26 protein-coding genes are annotated in these 20,828 nt (G+C 45.5%); all 26 read left to right on the top strand.

Annotated features, from left to right (window positions below; all coding sequences use genetic code 11):
• The first annotated feature begins 87 nt into the window (after positions 1–87).
• Positions 88–345, top strand: a complete 258-nt coding sequence (locus L693_RS0122710) for a hypothetical protein (RefSeq protein ID WP_025720226.1) — start codon at positions 88–90, stop codon at positions 343–345.
• On the top strand, positions 338–739 hold the full coding sequence (locus L693_RS0122705; protein WP_025720224.1) for a terminase small subunit: 402 nt from the start codon (positions 338–340) through the stop codon (positions 737–739). Before L693_RS0122710 ends, L693_RS0122705 begins: the two co-directional genes overlap by 8 nt.
• Positions 732–1,985, top strand: coding sequence for a PBSX family phage terminase large subunit (locus L693_RS28435; protein WP_049825257.1), 1,254 nt, complete (start codon positions 732–734; stop codon positions 1,983–1,985). The genes L693_RS0122705 and L693_RS28435 overlap by 8 nt, the downstream gene beginning before the upstream one ends.
• Positions 1,986–2,005: 20 nt before the next feature.
• Positions 2,006–3,478: a phage portal protein gene (locus L693_RS0122690; RefSeq protein WP_025720223.1), complete on the top strand. Its 1,473-nt coding sequence runs from the start codon at positions 2,006–2,008 to the stop codon at positions 3,476–3,478.
• Positions 3,475–5,172 carry a minor capsid protein gene (locus tag L693_RS29565; RefSeq protein ID WP_025720222.1) on the top strand — a complete coding sequence of 566 codons (1,698 nt, stop codon included), beginning with the start codon at positions 3,475–3,477 and terminating at the stop codon, positions 5,170–5,172. Before L693_RS0122690 ends, L693_RS29565 begins: the two co-directional genes overlap by 4 nt.
• 258 nt (positions 5,173–5,430) lie before the next feature.
• Positions 5,431–6,066: a phage scaffolding protein gene (locus L693_RS0122680; protein ID WP_025720220.1), complete on the top strand. Its 636-nt coding sequence runs from the start codon at positions 5,431–5,433 to the stop codon at positions 6,064–6,066.
• Positions 6,067–6,081: 15 nt separating this feature from the next.
• Positions 6,082–6,453: a hypothetical protein gene (locus L693_RS0122675; protein WP_025720218.1), complete on the top strand. Its 372-nt coding sequence runs from the start codon at positions 6,082–6,084 to the stop codon at positions 6,451–6,453.
• Between the two features lie 18 nt (positions 6,454–6,471).
• Positions 6,472–7,515 carry a major capsid protein gene (locus L693_RS0122670; RefSeq protein ID WP_025720216.1) on the top strand — a complete coding sequence of 348 codons (1,044 nt, stop codon included), beginning with the start codon at positions 6,472–6,474 and terminating at the stop codon, positions 7,513–7,515.
• Positions 7,516–7,561: 46 nt separating this feature from the next.
• Positions 7,562–7,876: a Rho termination factor N-terminal domain-containing protein gene (locus L693_RS0122665; RefSeq protein WP_025720214.1), complete on the top strand. Its 315-nt coding sequence runs from the start codon at positions 7,562–7,564 to the stop codon at positions 7,874–7,876.
• On the top strand, positions 7,836–8,210 hold the full coding sequence (locus tag L693_RS0122660; protein ID WP_049825256.1) for a phage head-tail connector protein: 375 nt from the start codon (positions 7,836–7,838) through the stop codon (positions 8,208–8,210). Before L693_RS0122665 ends, L693_RS0122660 begins: the two co-directional genes overlap by 41 nt.
• Before the next feature lie 2 nt (positions 8,211–8,212).
• Positions 8,213–8,584, top strand: a complete 372-nt coding sequence (locus L693_RS0122655; protein ID WP_049825255.1) for a hypothetical protein — start codon at positions 8,213–8,215, stop codon at positions 8,582–8,584.
• Positions 8,581–8,979 (top strand): HK97 gp10 family phage protein, encoded by a 399-nt coding sequence (locus L693_RS0122650; protein ID WP_025720209.1) that lies wholly within the window; start codon positions 8,581–8,583, stop codon positions 8,977–8,979. Before L693_RS0122655 ends, L693_RS0122650 begins: the two co-directional genes overlap by 4 nt.
• A 4-nt stretch (positions 8,980–8,983) precedes the next feature.
• Entirely contained in the window at positions 8,984–9,409 is a 426-nt protein-coding gene (locus L693_RS0122645; RefSeq protein ID WP_025720208.1) for a phage tail terminator family protein, read from the top strand.
• Positions 9,402–9,650, top strand: coding sequence for a hypothetical protein (locus L693_RS0122640; protein ID WP_025720207.1), 249 nt, complete (start codon positions 9,402–9,404; stop codon positions 9,648–9,650). Before L693_RS0122645 ends, L693_RS0122640 begins: the two co-directional genes overlap by 8 nt.
• The gene (locus tag L693_RS0122635) at positions 9,650–10,972 is read left to right on the top strand and encodes a phage tail sheath family protein (protein ID WP_331281102.1); all 1,323 of its coding nucleotides are present in this window, start codon (positions 9,650–9,652) and stop codon (positions 10,970–10,972) included. Before L693_RS0122640 ends, L693_RS0122635 begins: the two co-directional genes overlap by 1 nt.
• A gap of 1 nt (position 10,973) precedes the next feature.
• Positions 10,974–11,447: a phage tail tube protein gene (locus L693_RS0122630; RefSeq protein ID WP_025720204.1), complete on the top strand. Its 474-nt coding sequence runs from the start codon at positions 10,974–10,976 to the stop codon at positions 11,445–11,447.
• Between the two features lie 28 nt (positions 11,448–11,475).
• Entirely contained in the window at positions 11,476–11,898 is a 423-nt protein-coding gene (locus tag L693_RS0122625) for a phage tail assembly chaperone (RefSeq protein WP_025720202.1), read from the top strand.
• A gap of 221 nt (positions 11,899–12,119) precedes the next feature.
• On the top strand, positions 12,120–12,659 hold the full coding sequence (locus L693_RS0122620) for a hypothetical protein (protein WP_025720200.1): 540 nt from the start codon (positions 12,120–12,122) through the stop codon (positions 12,657–12,659).
• A 67-nt stretch (positions 12,660–12,726) separates the two neighbouring features.
• Entirely contained in the window at positions 12,727–14,961 is a 2,235-nt protein-coding gene (locus L693_RS0122615; protein ID WP_025720198.1) for a hypothetical protein, read from the top strand.
• Positions 14,962–14,963: 2 nt separating this feature from the next.
• On the top strand, positions 14,964–15,668 hold the full coding sequence (locus L693_RS0122610; RefSeq protein ID WP_025720196.1) for a LysM peptidoglycan-binding domain-containing protein: 705 nt from the start codon (positions 14,964–14,966) through the stop codon (positions 15,666–15,668).
• 4 nt (positions 15,669–15,672) lie between these two features.
• Positions 15,673–16,671, top strand: coding sequence for an XkdQ/YqbQ family protein (locus tag L693_RS0122605; protein ID WP_025720195.1), 999 nt, complete (start codon positions 15,673–15,675; stop codon positions 16,669–16,671).
• Positions 16,671–17,030, top strand: coding sequence for a DUF2577 domain-containing protein (locus tag L693_RS0122600; RefSeq protein ID WP_023987551.1), 360 nt, complete (start codon positions 16,671–16,673; stop codon positions 17,028–17,030). The genes L693_RS0122605 and L693_RS0122600 overlap by 1 nt, the downstream gene beginning before the upstream one ends.
• The gene (locus L693_RS0122595) at positions 17,027–17,434 is read left to right on the top strand and encodes a DUF2634 domain-containing protein (RefSeq protein ID WP_025720192.1); all 408 of its coding nucleotides are present in this window, start codon (positions 17,027–17,029) and stop codon (positions 17,432–17,434) included. Before L693_RS0122600 ends, L693_RS0122595 begins: the two co-directional genes overlap by 4 nt.
• Positions 17,427–18,494, top strand: coding sequence for a baseplate J/gp47 family protein (locus L693_RS0122590; RefSeq protein ID WP_025720190.1), 1,068 nt, complete (start codon positions 17,427–17,429; stop codon positions 18,492–18,494). Before L693_RS0122595 ends, L693_RS0122590 begins: the two co-directional genes overlap by 8 nt.
• Positions 18,487–19,035, top strand: coding sequence for a YmfQ family protein (locus L693_RS0122585; protein WP_231503734.1), 549 nt, complete (start codon positions 18,487–18,489; stop codon positions 19,033–19,035). The genes L693_RS0122590 and L693_RS0122585 overlap by 8 nt, the downstream gene beginning before the upstream one ends.
• On the top strand, positions 19,028–20,828 hold a 1,801-nt coding region (locus L693_RS0122580), incomplete at its 3' end, for a hypothetical protein (RefSeq protein ID WP_025720186.1). The genes L693_RS0122585 and L693_RS0122580, both read left to right, overlap by 8 nt.

The raw sequence follows: 20,828 nt of genomic DNA, 5'->3' as shown, positions 1-20,828 counted from the left end.
AATCAAGTGCAATCAGGGTTATCGGTAAACCTCCTGATTCTCCACAATAGCATACAGAGACAAGCAAACAGAAAGAGGGTGGGTGATATGAATGTTAGCAAAAACATAAAGTTGTTACTGTTGAAACTTGGACAAAAAGGACACGATGTGTCGCTCATACAAGAACAACGGTACTCAAAAGAGTTTAAAGGCGTGTACTCTAGGTACAAGTTGACATTCTGGATTGAAGGTAAAAAGAAAGACAAGAAGACGGGGAAAGAAAAAGATTGCATGGTGCCAGACACCTATGAGTTCAAAAGTGCTATTGAGTTGCTTCAATTTATGGTGGTGACAGCAAATGAATGAGAGGCATAAAGCATTTGCTGATTATTATATCGAAACACAAAACGGAACAGAGAGCTACAAAATGGCTTATCCGAAATGCAAAAAGGATGCGACCGCAAGGGTTAATGCTAGCAAACTACTAACAAACCCTAACATTAAGGAGTATATAAAAGAAAGAATGGACAGCAAGGAATCGGCTCGTATAGCTAGTCAGGATGAAGTGTTGGAGTTTCTGACACAGGTTATCCGTGGAGAGGTAAAGGATCAATTAGGCCTTGAAACGCCAGTGAAAGAGCGCAATAAGGCTGCTGAACTGCTTGGTAAGCGTTATGGATTGTGGGTTGATAAACTGGACGTTAACGCCGTTGTAGCGCCTGTTTTTGTTGACGACATACAAGGTAAAAACGATGGTTAGAAAACTGTCTGAATTCATCCCAAAGGCGTTTCATGCGACATGGCGAGCTGCAAATGATCCGAACGTCCTCAATATTGTAGAAAAAGGTGGCCGTGGTTCAGGGAAATCGTCAGATATAGCACACATCATTGTGCAGTTGCTTATGCGTTACCCCGTTAATGCTATTGGTATACGTTATATCGACAACACCATTGAATTATCCATTTTCGAGCAAATGAAATGGGCAATAACCGAACAGGGTGTGTCGCAGTTTTTCAAGATTAATAAATCCCCCATGCGGATAACATATCTGCCGCGAGGAAACTATATGGCCTTTAGAGGTGCACAGAACCCTGAGAGGCTTAAATCCCTGAAAGATGCCAACTTCCCATTTGCCATAGGGTGGATTGAGGAATTAGCAGAATTTAAGACGGAAGAAGAAGTTACAACCATCACCAACTCCTTATTGCGTGGAGAATTGGGAGATGGTCTTTTTTATAAGTTCTTCTATAGCTACAACCCGCCAAAGCGTAAGCAGTCATGGGTCAACAAGAAATATGAGTCTGTATTCCAACCGGATCATACACACGTTCATCACTCTACTTATTTGGACAACCCGTTTATCTCCAAAGCCTTCATAAAAGAGGCTGAGAGTGCAAAGGAGAAGAACCAACGGCGTTATGAATGGGAGTATCTCGGGAAAGCTATTGGGTCTGGAGTGGTACCGTTTGACAACCTTACATTCCGTACAATTACAGATGAAGAGGTTAAAAGCTTCGATAACATCCGACAAGGTAATGACTGGGGTTACGGTGTTGATCCGCTGGCCTTTGTTCGCTGGCATTATGATAAAACACGGCGGAGAATCTACGCGTTGGACGAAGTATACGGCGTGAAGATAGCTAACCGAGAGCTGGGCGAAAAGCTCAAAAAGAAAAAGTATGACCAGCAGCTAACAATAGCGGACAGCGCAGAGCCGAAGTCGGTGGATGAATTAAAAATGCAGTTACATTGCCGTTTCAAGGGTGCGAAGAAAGGTCCAGGTTCAGTGGAGTATGGTGAAAAGTGGCTTGATGATCTTGAGGAAATTGTAATAGATCCAGCCCGAACGCCGAACATCGCTAGGGAGTTCGAGAATATCGACTATCAGACGGACGCTGACGGCAATCCACGGACTAGGCTAGATGATAAGGACAATCATACTATTGATGCTACACGGTACGCCTTTGAAGACGATATGAGGCAACCGGGTATCTCGTTTGATTAATACAGGAAGGAGGACATGCATTGAGCACAACACAAGATATCATCCGCATGCTTGAGGAAAACTCTCCAATGACCAATAAGGAAATAGCTATGCAAGAGGTCACGGATTTCAAAGGATCTATGAAGCGTAAACTTATGATCTTGGGGCAGATGTATTATGAGAACAAAACGAAAATACTTGAGAAGAAGCGTACTGTTGTTGGCGAAGGCGGGGTAAGGCAAGAAGTCCATAATCTAGCTAACAATAAGCTAATACATGGATTTGTTCGCAAACTCGTCGATCAGAAAACGGGGTATCTGCTTTCTAAACCATTTAGCATACAAACTGACGGTCCAGATGAATATAAGAAACGTCTTAGTGAATACTTCGGCAAAGACTTTCAGCGTACACTTAAGAACGTTGGCAAGAATGCAATCAATAAGGGGATAGCCTGGCTACAAGTTTATTACACCGAGACAGGGGAGCTTGCCTTTAAGAGCATTCCGAGTGAGGAGATTGTCCCGCTTTGGAAAGATTCAGCGCATACAGAGTTGGATGCAGTCATTCGATTCTATGACGTGATCTACTACGAGGCTAAAACCAAGAAGACCATTACAATAGTTGAGTTTTGGGATTCAAAAGGAGTCATGCGCTTCTCTCAAGACAGGCTAGTCTCGAAAGATTTAAGTCCAATAGGGGGAGTGGAATCTCACTTTACATCCATAGTAAACGGTAAGGAAATGTTTCTAAATTGGGAACGGCCGCCTTTTGTTGCATTCAAGTACAACGACGAAGAACAACCGCTTATAGAAATGATCAAAACATTGGTTGATGATTATGATTTGCGGATGTCGGAGAATGCGGACAATATCGAGGATATGCCAAGCAGTATTATTGTGCTGAAGAATTACGGTGGCGGAAAGTTGGAAGACGCACGGCGTAATTTGGCTCAACTACGTATGGTTAGGGTTGAGGCAGACGGCGGCATTGATACGTTAGGTATAGACATCGACACTACAGCACTAAGCAATCATATTGCTGAATTGCGTAAAAGTATATATGAGTTTGGTCGAGGTGTGGACACGCAAACGGACAAGTTTGGTAATAATCCATCTGGCATAGCCCTTCGTTCTCTCTATCAGGATTTAGACTTGGATGCGAATACGATTGAGGCGGAATTTCAAGCCTCGCTGGAACAACTTCTTTGGTTCGTAGATCAACATCTGTATAACACAACAAAGGTTGACTACTCCAGTTATGACGTTGATTTCATCCTTAACCGGGACGTTATGATCAACGAAACTGAAGCAATTGAAAACGTCAAAAACAGCGTAGGTATACTGTCCGATGAAACTAACCTCGCTAATCATCCATGGGTGACTGATGTTAAGACCGAAGAGGAACGTAAGAAAACCGAGGCTGATGAAGCCATGAAAACGGCAGAGGATCAGCCTTATGGCGGTACAGGCGGCAATCCCCCTGAGACAGACCCAAAACAGGATGAACGATCATGAGGTCCGAGGAATACTGGTCTAAGCGCATGGATACCCTCAATGAGGCACAGCTAGGCAAAGGTGATGCTTACGTCCGCAAAATGGAGATTGAGTACGCCAAGGCTAATGCATCCATTCAAAAAGATATTGACGTGTTCTACCAACGTTTCGCTAAGAACAATGAAATGGGTTTGGCTGAAGCACGGCAAGTGCTCAAAGCGGGGGAGCTTAAAGAGTTTAAGTGGACCGTTGAGGACTATATCAAGGCAGGCCGCGAAAACGCCGTTGATCAGCGGTGGATGAAGGAGCTTGAGAATGCCTCCATAAGAGTGCGTATGACTCGCTTAGAGGCTCTACAAATGCAGATGCGGCAACATGTCGAAGTCCTAACCGGAAAGCGTCAGACAGGCGCTAAAGAGCTTATGGGCGATATATACAAGGATGGGTACTATCACTCAGTGTTTGAGCTACACAAGGGCACAGGGTTGGGCGCTACCTTCTCTAAGTTGGACAAGCGGCAGATTGAAGCGGTCTTAAGTAAACCCTGGGCGGCGGATGGTTCAAACTTCTCTGCGCGGATCTGGAAGGATCGTGACAAGTTGGTCCATGAGCTTCAAACAGTGCTCACTCAAGGCATGATACGCGGCGATACACCGGATAAGATGATTAACGCCTTATCTGACCGTATGGGTGTTTCACGATCAGCTGCAGCACGAATCATCCAAACTGAATCAGCCTACTTTGCCGGTCAGTCTCGCATGGATGCCTATAAGGAGCTGGGCGTAGAACAATATAAGTTTACAGCTACCCTAGATAAACGTACATCAAGTATCTGCCGGCACATGGATGGAGAGGTATTTGCATTGTCCGAGGCTGAGGTAGGAGTTACTTACCCGCCGCTGCATGCTTATTGTCGTTCCACTACGATTCCTTATTACGAGGATAATGTTCAGGAGCGAATAGCTCGGGATGAAGATGGCAAGAACCAAGCGGTACCCGGCGACATTACCTATGAGCAATGGGAAAAGGAATATGTTAAGCCGAACACACCGAATGAACCTACAGAAAGCAACGTGCCAGATCCAGAGGTTGAAGAACCTGGAGGAAGTTTTAACCGGAAGTACAATCCGAAAGCTTCTTACCATGTTGATTTGCCAAATGTGTCTGAACCGGTATTAGAAAAGTTAGCTGAGGTTAACCGTAGTCTTGCCCGTGAAGGACACAAAGCAGGCAAAGAAATCATGGTTATTATGGATCAGACAGCAGGCAAGAAAATTGGCAGAGCTGATGGTATCATAAACAAAGTTACATTTACTCCTGAGATACACGAATCGCTTATCAAAGCACCGCCGAATAGTGTGATCCTGACTCATAACCACCCGAGAGGGACGAGGGTTAACGTTAAGGATATTCGTAACATGGCGATCTATCCTGCTATATCTAGCCTGCTTGCAGTTGGGCATGATGGCGGAGTAAGTGGAGTATCATCCGATGGTAAATCATCTGATCTGCTTGTATTTAATAATGTCTTGGAATCCACTGCCCTGACCGCTCTTGAGCAGTTACAATCGTCTGACAACTATGCTACAATGTCAGAAACAGCCAAGAATGAATACATGGATTACCTTTGGTTACAACTCATAATTAAAGAACTGGGGTGGACGTATGTCGAAGACTTCCAAGCAGCCAAAGCGGACTATCGGTTTAATAGATGATACGCCGCTGAAGCTGGATTTTACCAAAACACCTAAAAAAATAGCCGCCGACATGCTAAGGCAAGTCAAAGAGCCGTTTGAAAAACAAAATAGTAAGGATTAAAGCCTGATTGCACATTTAGATGCAGCAGGCTTTTTATTTTGCCCTGCCATATGGCTATAAACTGGGTATGCCCTCTTTAAAGGTTCGGGGCTGACTGAACGTATCCTATGCGTGGTGGGTTACACGCCAAAAAAACTAATATAGGGGTGCTATTAATGGATTTGAGAGAATTGCTTGGAGAAGATTTGTATAACCAAGTTGTTGAAAAGGCTGGTGATAAGAAACTGGCTGTCGTGAATGATGGCAACTGGTTCCCTAAAGATAAATTCGATGAAGTGAACAATACCAAGAAGCGACTCGAAACGGATCTGAAGGACCGGGATAAGCAGTTGGCTGATTTGCAGAAGGCAGCGGGGGATGTGCCAGCGCTACAAGATCAGATTGCGAAGCTTCAGGCGGACAATAAAGCCGCTACCGACAAGTACAATGCCGACATGCAGGAGTTACGTTTGAACACGGCGCTAAAGATGGCTTTGAGTGGTCAGGTTCACAACGCTGATATTGTTGCGAAGCTACTGGACAAAACAAAAATCGAACTGGACGACAATGGCGCCATAAAAAGCGGTTTGGACGACCAACTCACAGGCCTTCGCGAAAGCGATGGCTTTTTATTTGTTCCAAAAGAGGACCCGAAACCAGGATTCCAACCGAAAGGTGCTACACCAGCGGACGGGTCAGGCGGAAAGCAAGACCCGAGCGACAGCAAAACAAACTATGGGAAGATAGCTGCGCAGAATAAGTCGGCAGATAACGGCGACCTATCTAAAGCGCGTGAGTCGTATTTCCAATAACAGGAGGATGAGAAAATGAGTAAATTTGTGGTCACTAAATACGGTAACAAAAAGGGAATCACCAAATTCCCTGATCATTATGTGAACCTAGCTATTACGGTGGACGATGAGGGAATCACCGCTAATGCGGATGGAAAGAAAATCGTCCCTGCTGGAACGATTATCGGCAATGGTATTTTGAATGATATTACGAAGCTGGGTAAAAAAGCAGTCACAACCACTGGGGTTTCTAATGCGGAAGGTGTGCTATTTGAAGATGTTGATGTAACTTATGGCCCTGCACCGGGAGCATTGATGATTCACGGGTTTGTAGATCTGGGCAAAATTCCGACAGCACCAACAGCAGAAGAAATTACAGCACTCAAACAAATCACATTTTTGAAATAAGAGAGGACAGGTGAAGACATGCCAACTATTTTTGATCTTGTAACAGCCGAGAATATTACTACCTATTATCAGGAGACAGCGTCGAACGCAATTCCTTACTTGGGAGCCACATTGTTCCCAGCGAAAAAGCAACAAGGGTTAGATTTGAAATGGATTAAAGGTGCTGGAGGCTTGCCAGTATCCCTGCAACCGTCCGCATTTGATGCCAAAGCCACATTGAGAGACCGAATTGGCTTTGAAGAAATCAAAACCGAAATGCCGTTTTTCCGTGAAGGTATGAACATTGATGAAACAGAGCGTCAAGAATTGCTAAGACTCTTAGCGTCTCCTAATGCAGCATACTATCAAACACTCATACAAAAGATTTACGATGATAGAAAAACGCTGATTGATGGTGCTACAGTGGTGCCTGAACGAATGATCATGCAATTACTTTCTTTGGGCCGAATCGACATTGTGGCCAATCGCCAGCAATACAAATACGATTACAAAATGTCTGATGAGCACAAAACCACACTTACGGCGGATGCTAAATGGAGTAACCCTGATGCTCCGATCATTCAAGATATCAAAACGTGGCAGGATCTAGTCGAGGATGACACTGGTGTACGTCCTGAGAATGCTATTTGCACACGGAAAACGTGGAATTACATTTTGAATAATAAAACTATTCGGTTGGACATGAATCCTGTAGGTGGTCAGAACATCATTATGACCGACTCCATGATGAAACAATACCTATTCAGCAAATTGGGGCTTACTGTAGCTGTATACAACAAGAAGTTCGCTTTACAAGATGGCACAACAGGACTCTTCTACCCTGATGATTACTTTACCCTTATCCCAGCTAACACATTGGGCAATACGTGGTATGGCACTACACCTGAGGAAGCCGATTTGATGAGTGGCGGTACGGACGCTCAGGTACAAATCGTCAATACAGGCGTGGCAGTAACAACATACAAAGAGCCGCATCCAGTAAACGTAAATACGATCGTATCTGAAATCGTAATGCCTTCGTTTGAACAAATGAATAACATCTTTATCGCTAAAGTTAACTAAGGGGAGACAATCGTCTCTCCTATTTATTTTGGGAGGAGTGAGTAGAGTGAAAGTGACTCTTATAAATAGTGCAAAGTATGGCGGTGAATTCCACATCAAAGGGCAGGAAATTGAGGTAGCTCCAAAGGATGTGCTAGGGTTGATCGCTGACAAAGTTATTAGCCCTGATACGGAAGTGCCTGAAGAACCCGTCGAAACGGATATCAACAAGATGAATCTAGCCCAGCTGAAGGATCACGCCGAACAAAACTCCATTGACCTAGCTGGCGCAACCAAAAAGGAAGACGTGCTCGCAGCCATTCTGAAAGCGGGTGAAGGAAATGGAACCGAACCGCAGGGAAGCACTGCTGACCAAGCTTAAAATCCTACTTGGCATCCCAGTTACTGATACGAGTAAGGATGTGCAACTTGGATTTTCCTTGGATTTCACCATTGACGGTATCAAAAACTACTGCAACATATCCGACATACCGGAGCAATTGGAAAACACGGTGCTGCTGATCGCAAAGGACTATTACCTTAACCAGTTTGTGGCTCCGGCTGCAGCTGGTGAAGGCGAGAAGAATGTTCAAAGCATCAAGCGCGGTGACGTGCAATTAACATTCTTTGCAGATGCTAAGCAGGGCGTTGAGGGTACGGCCTTTATTAAGGCGTATGGCGCGCAGCTTAACGCATTCCGAAGGTTGAGGTGGTAGGCATGCAATTAGGTAGCCCATCTATGGAACGCAGGCTGCTTGAAATGACCTATACGGGCGTTTGTCGAGTCGAAGGTCAGATAACCCGCAAAGACCCCGTAACAGGCGTAGAACGACCCACAAAGGGCATTATATTCGACAACCAGCCGTGTGCATTGTCTCAGGCATCCTTGCCAAGCGCGGCCCAAACGGACACGAACAATGATGTCGCATATGACGGTAAGCTGTTTATTGCGCCTGATATTGTTATCCCGTCCGGAAGCCGTATTTTTGTTACGCAGGACGGCATGAGCTATGAGTTTCAGCAATCGGGAGAGCCCTTCACATACCCAACCCATCAAGAGGTAAAAATGAAGCGGGTTGGTAAGGCATGAGTTTTGCTGAGTTCGATTTTAGCGAGTTCGAGCAGTTAGGGAAGAGCTTGCGGAAGATGCAAGCCGATTACCCGCGATTCGTCGAGGACTGCATAAGAGAACTTGCCAGCAGGCTACTAGCTAAGACGGTGGCACGTACTCCAGTAGATACGGGTATGCTCCGGCGAAATTGGCAGTTGGGGCCTGTGGAGCGTGTAGGGGGCGGCTATAGCATTGAGTTATTTAATCCCATTGAGTACGCGCCTTATGTGGAATATGGGCACCGCACACGGCTACACACGGGCTGGGTGGAAGGTAGATTCATGCTCACCATCTCTGAACGAGAGTTGGAGCGTGAGTTGCCTGCACTCATGGATCGCAAGCTGAAACGATTTATGGAAGACCACCTGAGGTGATGCAATGGAAGATGTTAAAAACGGAATATTGAAGTACCTGAGCACCTTTCGAACGGGTGCCCCAGTGTACGACGAGCGAATCGAGCAGGGTTTCAAGGAACCGTGCTTTTTTGTGTTGATTATTGATGGAGCACAGAACCGGGAATTTAATCGCCGGTACATGCGGACTGATAGTTTCGACATTCACTATTTCCCAGACCCAGACAACCCGGAGAAGCGCCGTGAATGCGAAACGGTTGCTGACCAACTGTACGAGGAATTGGAATATATCCAGTGGGAAGGCAGCCTGTACAGGGCGGTGGGGATGAAACACCAAATCGTCGATGATGTGCTGCATTTCTTCCTAGATGTGAATGTCCATTTAATGCGTCCAAAGGGGCCGGAAACAAAAATGAGGACTTTAAAACAGGAGGCTGGTATTCGTGGCTGATACTGATAACCAAGAAAACGAAACTGGGGCAACGCCTGCGGCAGCGCCTACAAAGAAAGAGACGGCAACGTCTGCAGATTCGGTAGAACCCCGTTTTGCCAAAGAGCAATTTCAAGAATCGCAGCAGTTCACACAGATCGAAAAAGATACACTGAACGTCCTACTTGATGATGGACAGAATTACACCATTAGTGAGGCCAGACGGATTCTCGCTGATTGGTTGAAGAAGGAGGTTGAATAATGGCCGGCACATGGGTTACACAGAACAAGGATTTACCCGGCGTTTATACAAACGTCGTTTCTGAGCCTAAACCACTAGGCACATTAAGTGATCGCGGTGTTGTCACTCTGCCGTTGACATTAAGCTGGGGGCCTGTGAAACAGATAATCACAATAGATGCTGGCGATGACATTTCAAAAGCTTTGGGATATGACATCACACACCCAAGCCTCCTGTTGGTTAAGGAGGCTCTTAAGCGCGCGAAAACGTTGTTGGTGTACCGCCTAAATCAAGGGACAAAGGCTACAGTCACAAGCGGCAATCTTGTCGCTACGGCGAAGTATGGAGGCGCGAGAGGGAATGATATTTCCATTGTGATTCAAGCTGACATTGATACGCCTTCTAGCTTCAACGTTCGGACTTTGGTCGAGGGCCGGGAAGTCAATTTGCAGAAAGTGACCAATATTGACGGGCTGGTAGCTAATGAATGGGTGAGCTTCAAGGCATCTGGCACAGATAAGACGTTGGCAGCTACAGCTGGGGCGCCGTTAACCGGTGGAGCGGATGGCACAACAACCAACGCCGATCATTCGGATTATATGGCAGCTATTGAGACTCAGGATTTCAACACCGTAGGCGTGCCTTATGACGACGCAACGCTTAAGCCTTTGTATACGACTTACGTTAGTCGCTTGCGCGATGACGAGGGCAAAAATGTACAGGTGGTACTACCGAATTACAGCGCAGCAGACAGCGAAGGAGTAATAAACGTCACGAACGGCGTTATTCTTTCAGACGGTACAGTGATTGACAAGGTTAAGGCAGTTGCCTGGGTCGCAGCTGCAACAGCTGCAGCAAATGTAAACGAATCCCTCACTTACGCTGACTACGATGACGCAGTAGATGTGGACGTTAGGTTCACCAAGCGAGAAGCGATTGCAGGTGTGCAAAGCGGTCAGTTCTTCTTCATCTTCGAGGGCGGTAAAGCTAAGGTACAAGAGGACATCAACACCTTTCGCAGTTTTACGCCTACCAAAAACAAATATTTTCGGAAAAATCGTGTTGTCCGCACGTTGGATGGCGTCAAGACTGATTTGCAAAGGGTGTTCGCAAGGTCGTACATCGGTAAAGTTGATAATAACGCCGATGGACGAAATATTGTAAAGAAAGAAGCTATCTCGTTGTTTGAACTCAATCAGCAGATAGGAGCTATTGAGGAGTTCAATCCACAAACAGACGTAACAATTGTACCAGGCACCGACAAAGATGCCATTTACGCTGAATACTATGTCAAGCCTGTTGATAGCATCGAAAAAATCTACCAGTTAGCGAGGGTGAGATAATATGACACAATGGTTGCAAGCAAAAGATACCATATCTGGTCAGCAGGGCCGTATGTATGCCACCATAAACGGCAATGTCGAGGAAATGGCCTATATTAAAAAATTCGAAGCTAAAATCGAAAAGAACAAAAAAGAAGTTAAGGTGTTAGGGTATCTGGGGGAGCAAAGTAAAGCTAATGGATGGAAAGGCACAGGGAATATGACCATCTATTATGTCACATCTTTATTCCGCCAGTTAATGCTGGACTACGTGACAACGGGCAAGGACACTTACTTCGACATTGTTGTAGTTAATGAAGATCCGACGTCATCTATTGGCAAACAAACCGTAACCCTTCGAAACGTCAATCTAAGTAGCACGATTATCGCTAAGGTTGACACGGACTCCGAACTTTTGGACGAGGAAGCAGACTTTACTTTCTCAGGGGTCGGCTTGCAGGATAGCTTCTCTAAACCTGTATTGGGTGGTAACTAAAATAATCTAAATTAAGGGGATATGAATAATGAGTGACTTGACTTTGTTTTATGCGGAAAATGTGGAATCGGAGATTACTGAGGAAATTGCTCTCTCTGAGCGTTTTAAGGATGCAGAAGGAAAGCCGTTATTGTGGAAGATTCGTAGCGTTTCAGAGAATGAGACGTCCATAATCCGAAAGGAATCCGCTAGAAAGGTAAAGGTGAAGGGTGTTTACCAGACTGAAACTGATTCTGACCTCTTTACAGCGAAATTGGTAGTAGCCGGAGTGGTTCATCCTAACCTTAAAGATGCTGGATTGCAAGCGTCTTATGGTGTTATGGGAGCGGATTCTCTTATTCGAAAAATGTTACTTGCCGGGGAATACACTACGCTCATCGAACGTATCCAGACGCTGAGCGGATTCGATCGAGATATGAACGAATTGGTTGATGAAGTAAAAAACTCATAAAGGAGAGCGATCCAGATGCAACCTTTGCATACTACGCTCTCCATGAACTTCACATTTTGCCACATGACCTTATGGCGATGAGCCAGCGAGAACGTGCTGCTATATATGCTATGATCTCTTATCGCATTGATAAGGAAAAGAAAAAATAATAGACTCATTACGCGATTTCATATACTATATTTGGTAACATTACACATATGAATAAAGTGAGGTCTGCTCAAATGTGGTTTATTATTGCGCTTGCTTTGATTGTAGGAATAACGGTTGCCATATCGCAATCGGTCAATTCTGCAAAGGCAAAAAAACAAATGTTGAACGAAGAAAATGCAATTGTGCTAAGTGAAATGTTTCATGTTGAGGGTTTGCCGATTGCTGAAAAATCAGCGTGCACCATTTTGCTTAAGCAGGATAGAATCCTTGTTAAAGCTGGTGGTGCAGAATTCAATGTTGCAATTAATCAGATTACGGCAGCTGAAGTAAAAACAGACGTGGAAATAGCCAATATTGTTAGTAGTAGTGCGGTAAAGGGTATCGCAGGAGGGCTACTATTTGGCCCCATCGGGTTGGTAGTAGGTTCTAGGGCTAAAAACAAAGAGAAGAAGACATACAACTATTATTTTATTCTGAATTATATCAATTCAGAAGGTAATCTATCATCTCTACTTTTTGACAGCGGCTCGAACCATTTTTCAGCCATGCAGATAAAAAATAAATTAGATCCCCTTTTACAAAATAATGGAGTACATCAAGTTAATTTATAGAGTAAGGCTGTTCATCGCGTATATTTTATACGTATGAGCAGCCTTTTTCTTTGGAGGAGGTGGGAAGATGGCTACAGTATCGGCTAGCCTTCAACTGTTTGATAACTTTTCGCAACGCCTAAACGTAGTTAATAGCGCCGTGCAAGCTACAACCAGACATATGGAAAGGTTACGAACAGCTACGAACGCACACATGAGGTTTGATATCCAAATTGCTAATGAGGCAATTTTAATGAATCAGGTCAGGCTCATCAGACAACGAATACAAAGCCAACTAAGGGTTATCCAAGCTCGTATACAAATTGAACTACCAGCGTCATTGCAAGCTATGTTTGGCAATCTTCAAATGCTTGTGTTGCGTCTTATTCGTGTTGTCCGGCAACTCAGAACCAGTAGCGGAGCGAACGCAGCAGAGTTACAAGCCGCTTTAGCGCGAATAGCGGACCTAGAACGCAAAATAGCCCAATTGCAAGAGCAAATAAACGGAAGCTTGAGAAGAGGCGAGGGAGCTTCATCTGGTTTGCTGGCTAACCTAAAAGGTATGGCAGCAGCCTACTTATCAATGCAAGGGCTTAAGGAATTGTTTAGCGCTACCGTGGGCGGTGCGATGGAACAACAGAAAATGCAAGATATGTTTGTTGCTCGTACAGGTCAGGAAGACGTGGGGAAGGCCATGTTTGAGCGGTTTAAGAAAAACGCATTAGCAGCTGGGCAGGATGTTAATGAATCACTTCAAGGAACACTGTCATTTTTCTCCGCTACTCAAAATGTTGATCAACTGGATAAGCTGAACAACCTTGCGCAGAGATTGAATGCCTTCGATAGTGCCGGTAATGGAATGGAAGGAGCTGCCTTCGCCCTTAAGGAAGCATTATCGGCCGATATTGTGTCCTTGGCTGAACGCTTCAATATGGGGAAATCCGATATCCGCGCATCTGGCATCGTGGACTTTGCCAAGAAGGGTGACATCGACGGTTTTATCAAAGGTTTTGACAAGTTATTGGAGTCTCAAAAGATGGGGCAAAAAGCGTTTGATACTATGCTGGCAAGTCCGGCCAAACAGTTAGAGATCATGAAGAACAATGTAAGATCCATGTTTGCTGATGCTGGGCGCGCGGCTACCAAGTCGCTTTTACCAATGATCCAGATGTTGAATAACGCATTCAAGCAAGGCAAATTCGATGCATTCTTTGCTAACCTGAGCAAAGGTTTAGATTGGGTAGTCCAAAATGCGATTAAAGCTTTTAATGCTATAGCTCAAGTATACGGCTTCATATCAAGCAATTGGCAAAACATTGCACCTATTGTCAAAGGGGTGGCAGCGGCGTTTATCGCTTGGAACCTTGCAATGAAGGCTGTAGCAGTTACCCAAGGGATTATAGCTTTTGCCACAGGAAGTAGTACGGCCATGATCTTTGCCCAAACGTTAGTTACTCGTGGGCTCTCTGCAGCATGGGCAACTTTAAACGCAACAATGAAAGCAAACGTGTTTATTGCCATCTTGACAGTGTTGGTTGCTCTAGTGACATGGATGTATGAAGTTTATACGACTAACGACATGGTAGCGGCGGCAATATTACTAAAGTGGAATGAGGTATTGAACTTTTTTGATCAAGTCCCAATCTTCTTTGTAAAAGTTGGCGTGGGTATTGCTCAAGCGTTTTTGGATGCGAAAGCTAGTGTCATGCAAACAATGCAAGACATGGCAAACGGTGTAATAAACAAAGTAAATGACATGATTAAGGCACTGAATAGCACAGGAATGACGGATATCGGTTTTGTCAGTCAAGTATCATTTTCCGCCGATTCCCAAAGAGCTACCGACGATTTCAGAGTGAAAAGTGCTGCTAAAATCGCTGCGATGGAATCTATGGCTGCTTCTAAAGCGAGAAAACGCCAAGATGATACCATGAATTATATCCGCCAACGGGATATGGATCGTCGGAAGCAAAAAGCCGCAGCTACGCCTAAGGCAGATAAACCTTTCGACTTCACAAAATGGAATGCTGCTGCTGATGCGGCTAAAAAAGCGAATGCTGGAAATGACAAAAAGAAAAACGTCGGCAAAGTAGATAAAGTCGGTAAGATCGAGGACAAGGTAGATATCTCAAGTGAAGACTTGAAAGTTATGAGAGACTTGGCAGAAATGAAGTCTATACAGAACTTCGTGACTCTTACGCCTACGGTACAGGTCAAAACAGGGGATATCAACAACGGCGCTGATGTGGATGCGATCATCAAAAAGATCGGTGACCATCTGGAAGAACAATTTGTCTCTACGGCACAGGGGGTGTACACATAACAATGGAACACGCCATATTACTAAGCTACAACAACGGGGAAGAAGCATTTCGCATTCCGGTCAATCCGCCGGAAATGAGTATTAAGGAAGCTGGTGACGGCTCCACATACAAAATTGTGGACGGGGGCGAGATTAACGCTATCCAGTCACGAAAGCTGACAGAAATATCGTTTGACAGTTTCTTTCCCGGTCAGGCGTACCCTTTTGTTAATGGGAACGAATTGCGGCCTATACCTGAATATATAGCTCTAATAGACAAGTGGATGGATACCAAGCGGCCCATCCGCTTTATTTATTCTGCGATAAGTTTTGAGCCGGGAGCACAAAAGAGTCCGCAAGAAATAGCCATAAACATGCCAGTCACAATAGAGGAATTCGAGTGGAAGCCAGTAGCGGGTACATCGGATATCGAGTACACAATATCATTCAAAAAGTACGTTTTTTACAACGCGGTACAGGCCAAGGTTAAAAAAACAACCAAGGCTGGCGTCAAAAAGACGACAACCTCTAAAGCGAAGGCCAAACGGCCTAACGAACGGGTTAAACCTAAAACCGTCAAATTCAAAGCAGGAGATACGCTTTGGATCATCGCTAAGAAGAACCTGGGAGACGGGTCTCGTTACAAGGAGATTCAAACGCTCAACAAAATTTCTAATGCTCAGGCCAAGCGATTAAAGGTCGGGCAAGTAATCAGACTGCCGGGGTGATGGCATGGATATTTTTATAGATAACCGGGACGGTAACGTATGGCAGGTGTCGGGTGAAGCGCTGGCAGGCAAAGAGAACGCGTCAGGACTTGTGTCTGAGCTTACGTGGAAAACAGAACGCACCGGAAGCCCGGGCAGCGTGGATATCACGTTGGTTAAAGATGGAGTCTATCAAAATAAAAAGTTCAAGGTGCAAAACGGGGATATCGTACGGATCACCAAGGGCAAGTACAAGATATTTTACGGCTATGTGTTCAGCGTCGAGCAATCCGAAAAGTCGGATATGAAGATCACGGCCTATGACCAAATCCGATACTTGAACGCAAACGATACCTACGTATTCAAGAACTTGACAGCCGGGGCCGTAATTAAGCGGATCGCAGAGGATTTTAAACTCAAGACAGGTATGATTGCCGACACGAGCTACAAGATCCCGGCTATGGTCGAGGACAACCAAAAGCTTTTAGACATCATCTATAAGGCTATCGACCAGACACTAATGTCTACCGGGACAATCTATGTATTCTACGACGACTTTGGTGCTCTGGCTCTTAAGCGGGCCGCTGACATGCTTGTATCTGTGAGTGTAGGTGATGGCAGTCTAATGACCGGATACGCTCTAAAAAAGAGCATAGATAGCGAGACGTACAATTACGTCAAGCTGGTGCAAGACAACAAAGAGAGTGGCAAGCGTGATGCCTACGTTTACCAGGACAGCAACAATATTAAAAAGTGGGGTAAGCTGCAGCTCTACGATAAAGTCGATGAAAAAATGAACGCGGCACAGATTAAACAAAAGGCACAAAATTTGCTCACCTTACATAACCGGGAGAGCAAAAGCTTGAGTATAGACGCTATGGGGGATTTAAGTATACGGGCGGGGTGTTATGTGCCTGTGTTTATTGATGATCTGAAAGTAAGCCAAGTTTACTTGGTAGATTCATGCACACATAAATTTTCGGGTTTAGAACATACCATGTCACTCGAATTGAAGGTGATTTAATGTACAAACAATTACAGAAAATGGCGTTGGAAACTATGAAAGCATCAAAGCCCAGCGAAGGTATGCTTGGACAGGTCACTGCTATTTCACCGCTTGAAATTACTGTAGATCAACGTTTGGTGTTGGACGAGGAATTTCTATTAATCACTGAGCGGGTAACACGTTATGAGGTTAGTCTTACACATAGCCATGTGTATAAAGACGAGACTCCTACTGAGACGGCAACAAAGACCACTCAAACCGCTTTGCCTGATGTGTTGGTGATCCGCGAAGGCCTTAAGGTAGGCGATGCCGTGCTATTACTACGAATGCAAGGCGGTCAACAGTTTGCTGTGCTGGATAAGTTGGTGACACCATGATACCAGAAGGCGGCAGCATCGTTGATGAAGAGATTGAAGAGGAAGAAATGCCCACCAAGACATATGCCTTAGACTTCACGAATGGACGCGCACGCGGCATTGTGGACGGTCTGGAGGCTATGCGGCAAGTGGTGTATAAGATACTTCAAACTCTACGCTACGAAAACCTAATATACTCCGATGATTACGGAGCTGAGATAGACCGGCTGCAAGGGCAGAGCCGGTTATTTGTGCAGACTGAATTAAAACGGTTGGTCCGTGAAGCGCTCCTGGCAGATGACCGGATTACGGATGTGCGAGATTTTCAATTCACTTTTAACGGCAGCGATGTTCTGGCCGAATTTGAAGTGATCACAACACAAGGTAACTTTAGAGACGAAACGGGGGTCGGAGGGATTGTATGAGGATCAAACAGAAGAAGTTATCTTAGAACGTCTGCTGGCCCGTATTCCAGATACCATGGATAAACGGGAAGGGAGCGTTATCTTCGATGCGCTGGCCCCGGCAGCGAACGAACTGGCTCAAATGTATGTGAATTTAGACATCGAGCGTAGCCTACGCTTTCCTGCGCCGGAGAATGGAGAGGAGCTAGATAAATCAGTAGCATGGTCTGGTATAGTTCGTAAGGAAGCAACTAATGCCCAGTGGCGCGGCAAGTTTTACAACAACCAAAACGAGCTTATGGATGTGCCAATTGGAAGTCGTTACTCTATAGAAGACTTAAACTATGTTGTCAAAAGTAAGTTGGGGGTTGGGCAATTTGCAGTTGAGTGTGAGACTGCTGGTGCAATAGGCAATAAATATTCAGGATCGCTATTGCCTATAGATTTTATAGACAAGTTAGCAAAAGCTGAACTGGTTGACTTATTGGTGTCTGGGGAAGATGTAGAGTCGGGCGAAGCCCTTTATGACCGTTACCAGGACAAAGTTACAAAGCCGATCACTAGCGCAAATAAAAACCAGTACGTTGTATGGGCTCGGGAAGTATCTGGGGTAGGTGATGCAAAAGTATTTCCGCTCTGGAATGGGAACGGCACAGTTAAGGTTGTAATTCTCAACAATGAGAAACGAACACCTTCACCTGCTGTTGTACAGGCTGTGCAGATGCATATAGACCCTACTCAGGATGGACATGGGGAAGGCGCTGCGCCCATTGGTCCGGTTGTCACGGTTGTTGGAGCTGGGGAAGTGCCTATAAACGTCAGCGTGCGGGTCCAATTGGCGAGGGATGCAACGACGGACGATGTCAAAGAGCAGTTGGAAGCCAGCATTGCAAAGTATCTGGAAGGCTTGGCATTTAACGAAACTGATACCTTAGTGCGGATCACCCGGATAGCTAATTTTATCTTGGACGTGCCGCCTGTGATCGACTATTTTGACCTAACCATTAACGGAGTGACCAGCAATATTCAGGTGCCTTTGGATTCGGTTGCCGTGCTCGGGACGGTTGATGTACATGTCTAAAAAGCTTATGTCCTACTTGCCGGATTACTATGAGGAAATCCAAGAATTCGTTGAGATAATGCAGACGGAAGATATCGAGTTCGACAAGCTCAATGCTGCAATGGTAGATACATTCCGCCAGTTTCACCCGGAGACGGCGACCTGGGGCATTAAGTATTGGGAAAAGGATCTAAAAATAGTCTCCATGCCATCGAAGCCGATCGAGCAACGCCGCAGCGTGGTTATCTCTAAGATGCGCGGCAGCGGCAAGGTGTCTGCGAGCATGATCAAAAATGTGGCAGATAGCTATGATCGCGGCGAGGTTGATGTTACTGTTTTTCCGTCTGAATACTATTTTGTGATCAGGTTTATCGGGACTCTAGGCATACCGCCAAACTTACAAGATTTGAAGGACGCCATAGAGGAAATAAAACCAGCACATTTAGAAGTACGATATAAATTTCGCTACCTTGTTATTGCTGAGATACACCATGTCATGAAGATAAATGGAATAAATAACACACCATTAAATAATTTTGCAGGAGGTGTACGGATTGGCTAGTAATACACCTAATTTGAGCTTATACATGAAGGACCCGGTAACAGACGGGAATGATTTTTTCGACGTTGAAACGATGATGAATGATAACTGGGAGAAGATAGACGGTTTTGCTGGTGTTATGGATGGGGTTAAAGAACGCTTTAACATTATATCCCGTCAGGACGTAACGCTGAACGCAGGCGTGCAGATCATCACCGCCATTAAGTCGGCTTTGTTTTCTTTGTCCGGCATAACCGGGCGAATGCTCGTAAATTTGCTCGGGCGTATGGGTGGTTGCGAAACGGTTGGTTCATGGTCCTCAAACGTGGCTATTGCAACGGATGCCACCAATAAAACCAGCGGCAGCAGCAGTTTTAAACTTACGGTAGGTAGTGTATCAGCCACAGCGTCGGCAAGCTTCCTGACTACGCCGGGGAAAAAATATGTAGCTGTTGCAGATGTGAAAAACGGCAACACCAGCAAGATAGCCATATCCATAAACGGGGTTGCTGGAGCTACAGGTAATGAGGTAACGTCAGCCTCTGCTTTTGCACCATCTGTTGTACGGTTCGCCGCGACGGACTTTTTTCATATCGTAACTGTAACTGGTACGGGAAATAGCGGCAACACGTTTAACATGGACAGTGTGCGCGTCTATGAGTTATCCGATACGGACTACGCAGCAGCGGCAAGCTATACGCCAGCTCAAGCGGCTGCTAAGTGGTCTTACGTGGATAGTGTAATGCCTGTACGTAATCCATATGTAATTCGGTATGGTGAGAACTTATTGCCATCATTTTATGAGTGGACAGTAACTACTAGCGGGATCGTCACCGTTCAAGGTCCGAATAAGGCGACAGCAGTAAGGACTACAGCGGATATCATTGCCCCGCTAAAAGTCGTCGTGCCTGTGCTGCCTAACACAACTTACACTATGTCAAGCATGGGCGATGGTCTACAATACATCGAAAGACGAGATTCAAACGACTCTGATCCGAGCGGTGAGGTTGCTACAGGTGTCGTGGTTGTGGGAGCTAAAACCTTTACAACGTCAGCCCAAACCAGCTTTTTGTCCGTGCGACTACGGTACGCATCCGTGGGTACATTCAACCACGAAAACCCTATGCTCAACATCGGCAGCACAGCCAAACCATTTAAACCGCGAGAGGATTCCATGCTGGCGCTGCAAACAGACCTGTACGCCGATCCAGTTACAGGAGCCAATGCGGATACAGTTTTCGAACGTGACGGGCAATACTTCAAGTCCAAACGATGGCAGGGGCTAATGCTTGATGGTAGTAGAGCATGGATACCTGGTGAAGGTGGTGCTACTAACGGAAACAGGCAAGTTAAAGTGACAGGGCTGGCGATTGGAGCGGTAGCAGGTAGCGGTATAGGCACAAAATATGATGGAAAACTACTACCGCAAGGAAGTACAGGCAGTTCAGCAGATACGAATGCCGTTACAGCAGCCGGAGAAATTTACTTCGGCATTCCAGTTGCAGACAGTGGATGGGCTGACGGATACCAACCAACGCAGGACGACATCAAAGCCTACTTTTACGGATACAAGGCGTATGATGCTAATACCATAACGCCAGCGCAAGCGCAGGCAGCGACAACAGCGACGTGGAATGGTACAGGCACTAAGTATTGGGTTCAGCGTGTGGGCGCGCCTAACTTCACGCAATCCGTACCGCAACAATCCTATGCAGGGTATACGCCGTATCAACTTGTATACCAGCTTGCAACGCCTACTGTGGAGCCTATCGTATCCGAGGGGCAACTATCCTTTGTGGAGGGTGACAATCAAG

Origin of the sequence: Paenibacillus sp. 1-18 (genome assembly GCF_000520755.1) — a bacterium.
Taxonomy (GTDB): domain Bacteria; phylum Bacillota; class Bacilli; order Paenibacillales; family Paenibacillaceae; genus Paenibacillus; species Paenibacillus brasilensis.
Note: the sequence above shows the minus strand (reverse complement) of the source record. Positions and strands in the feature narration are given on the sequence as shown.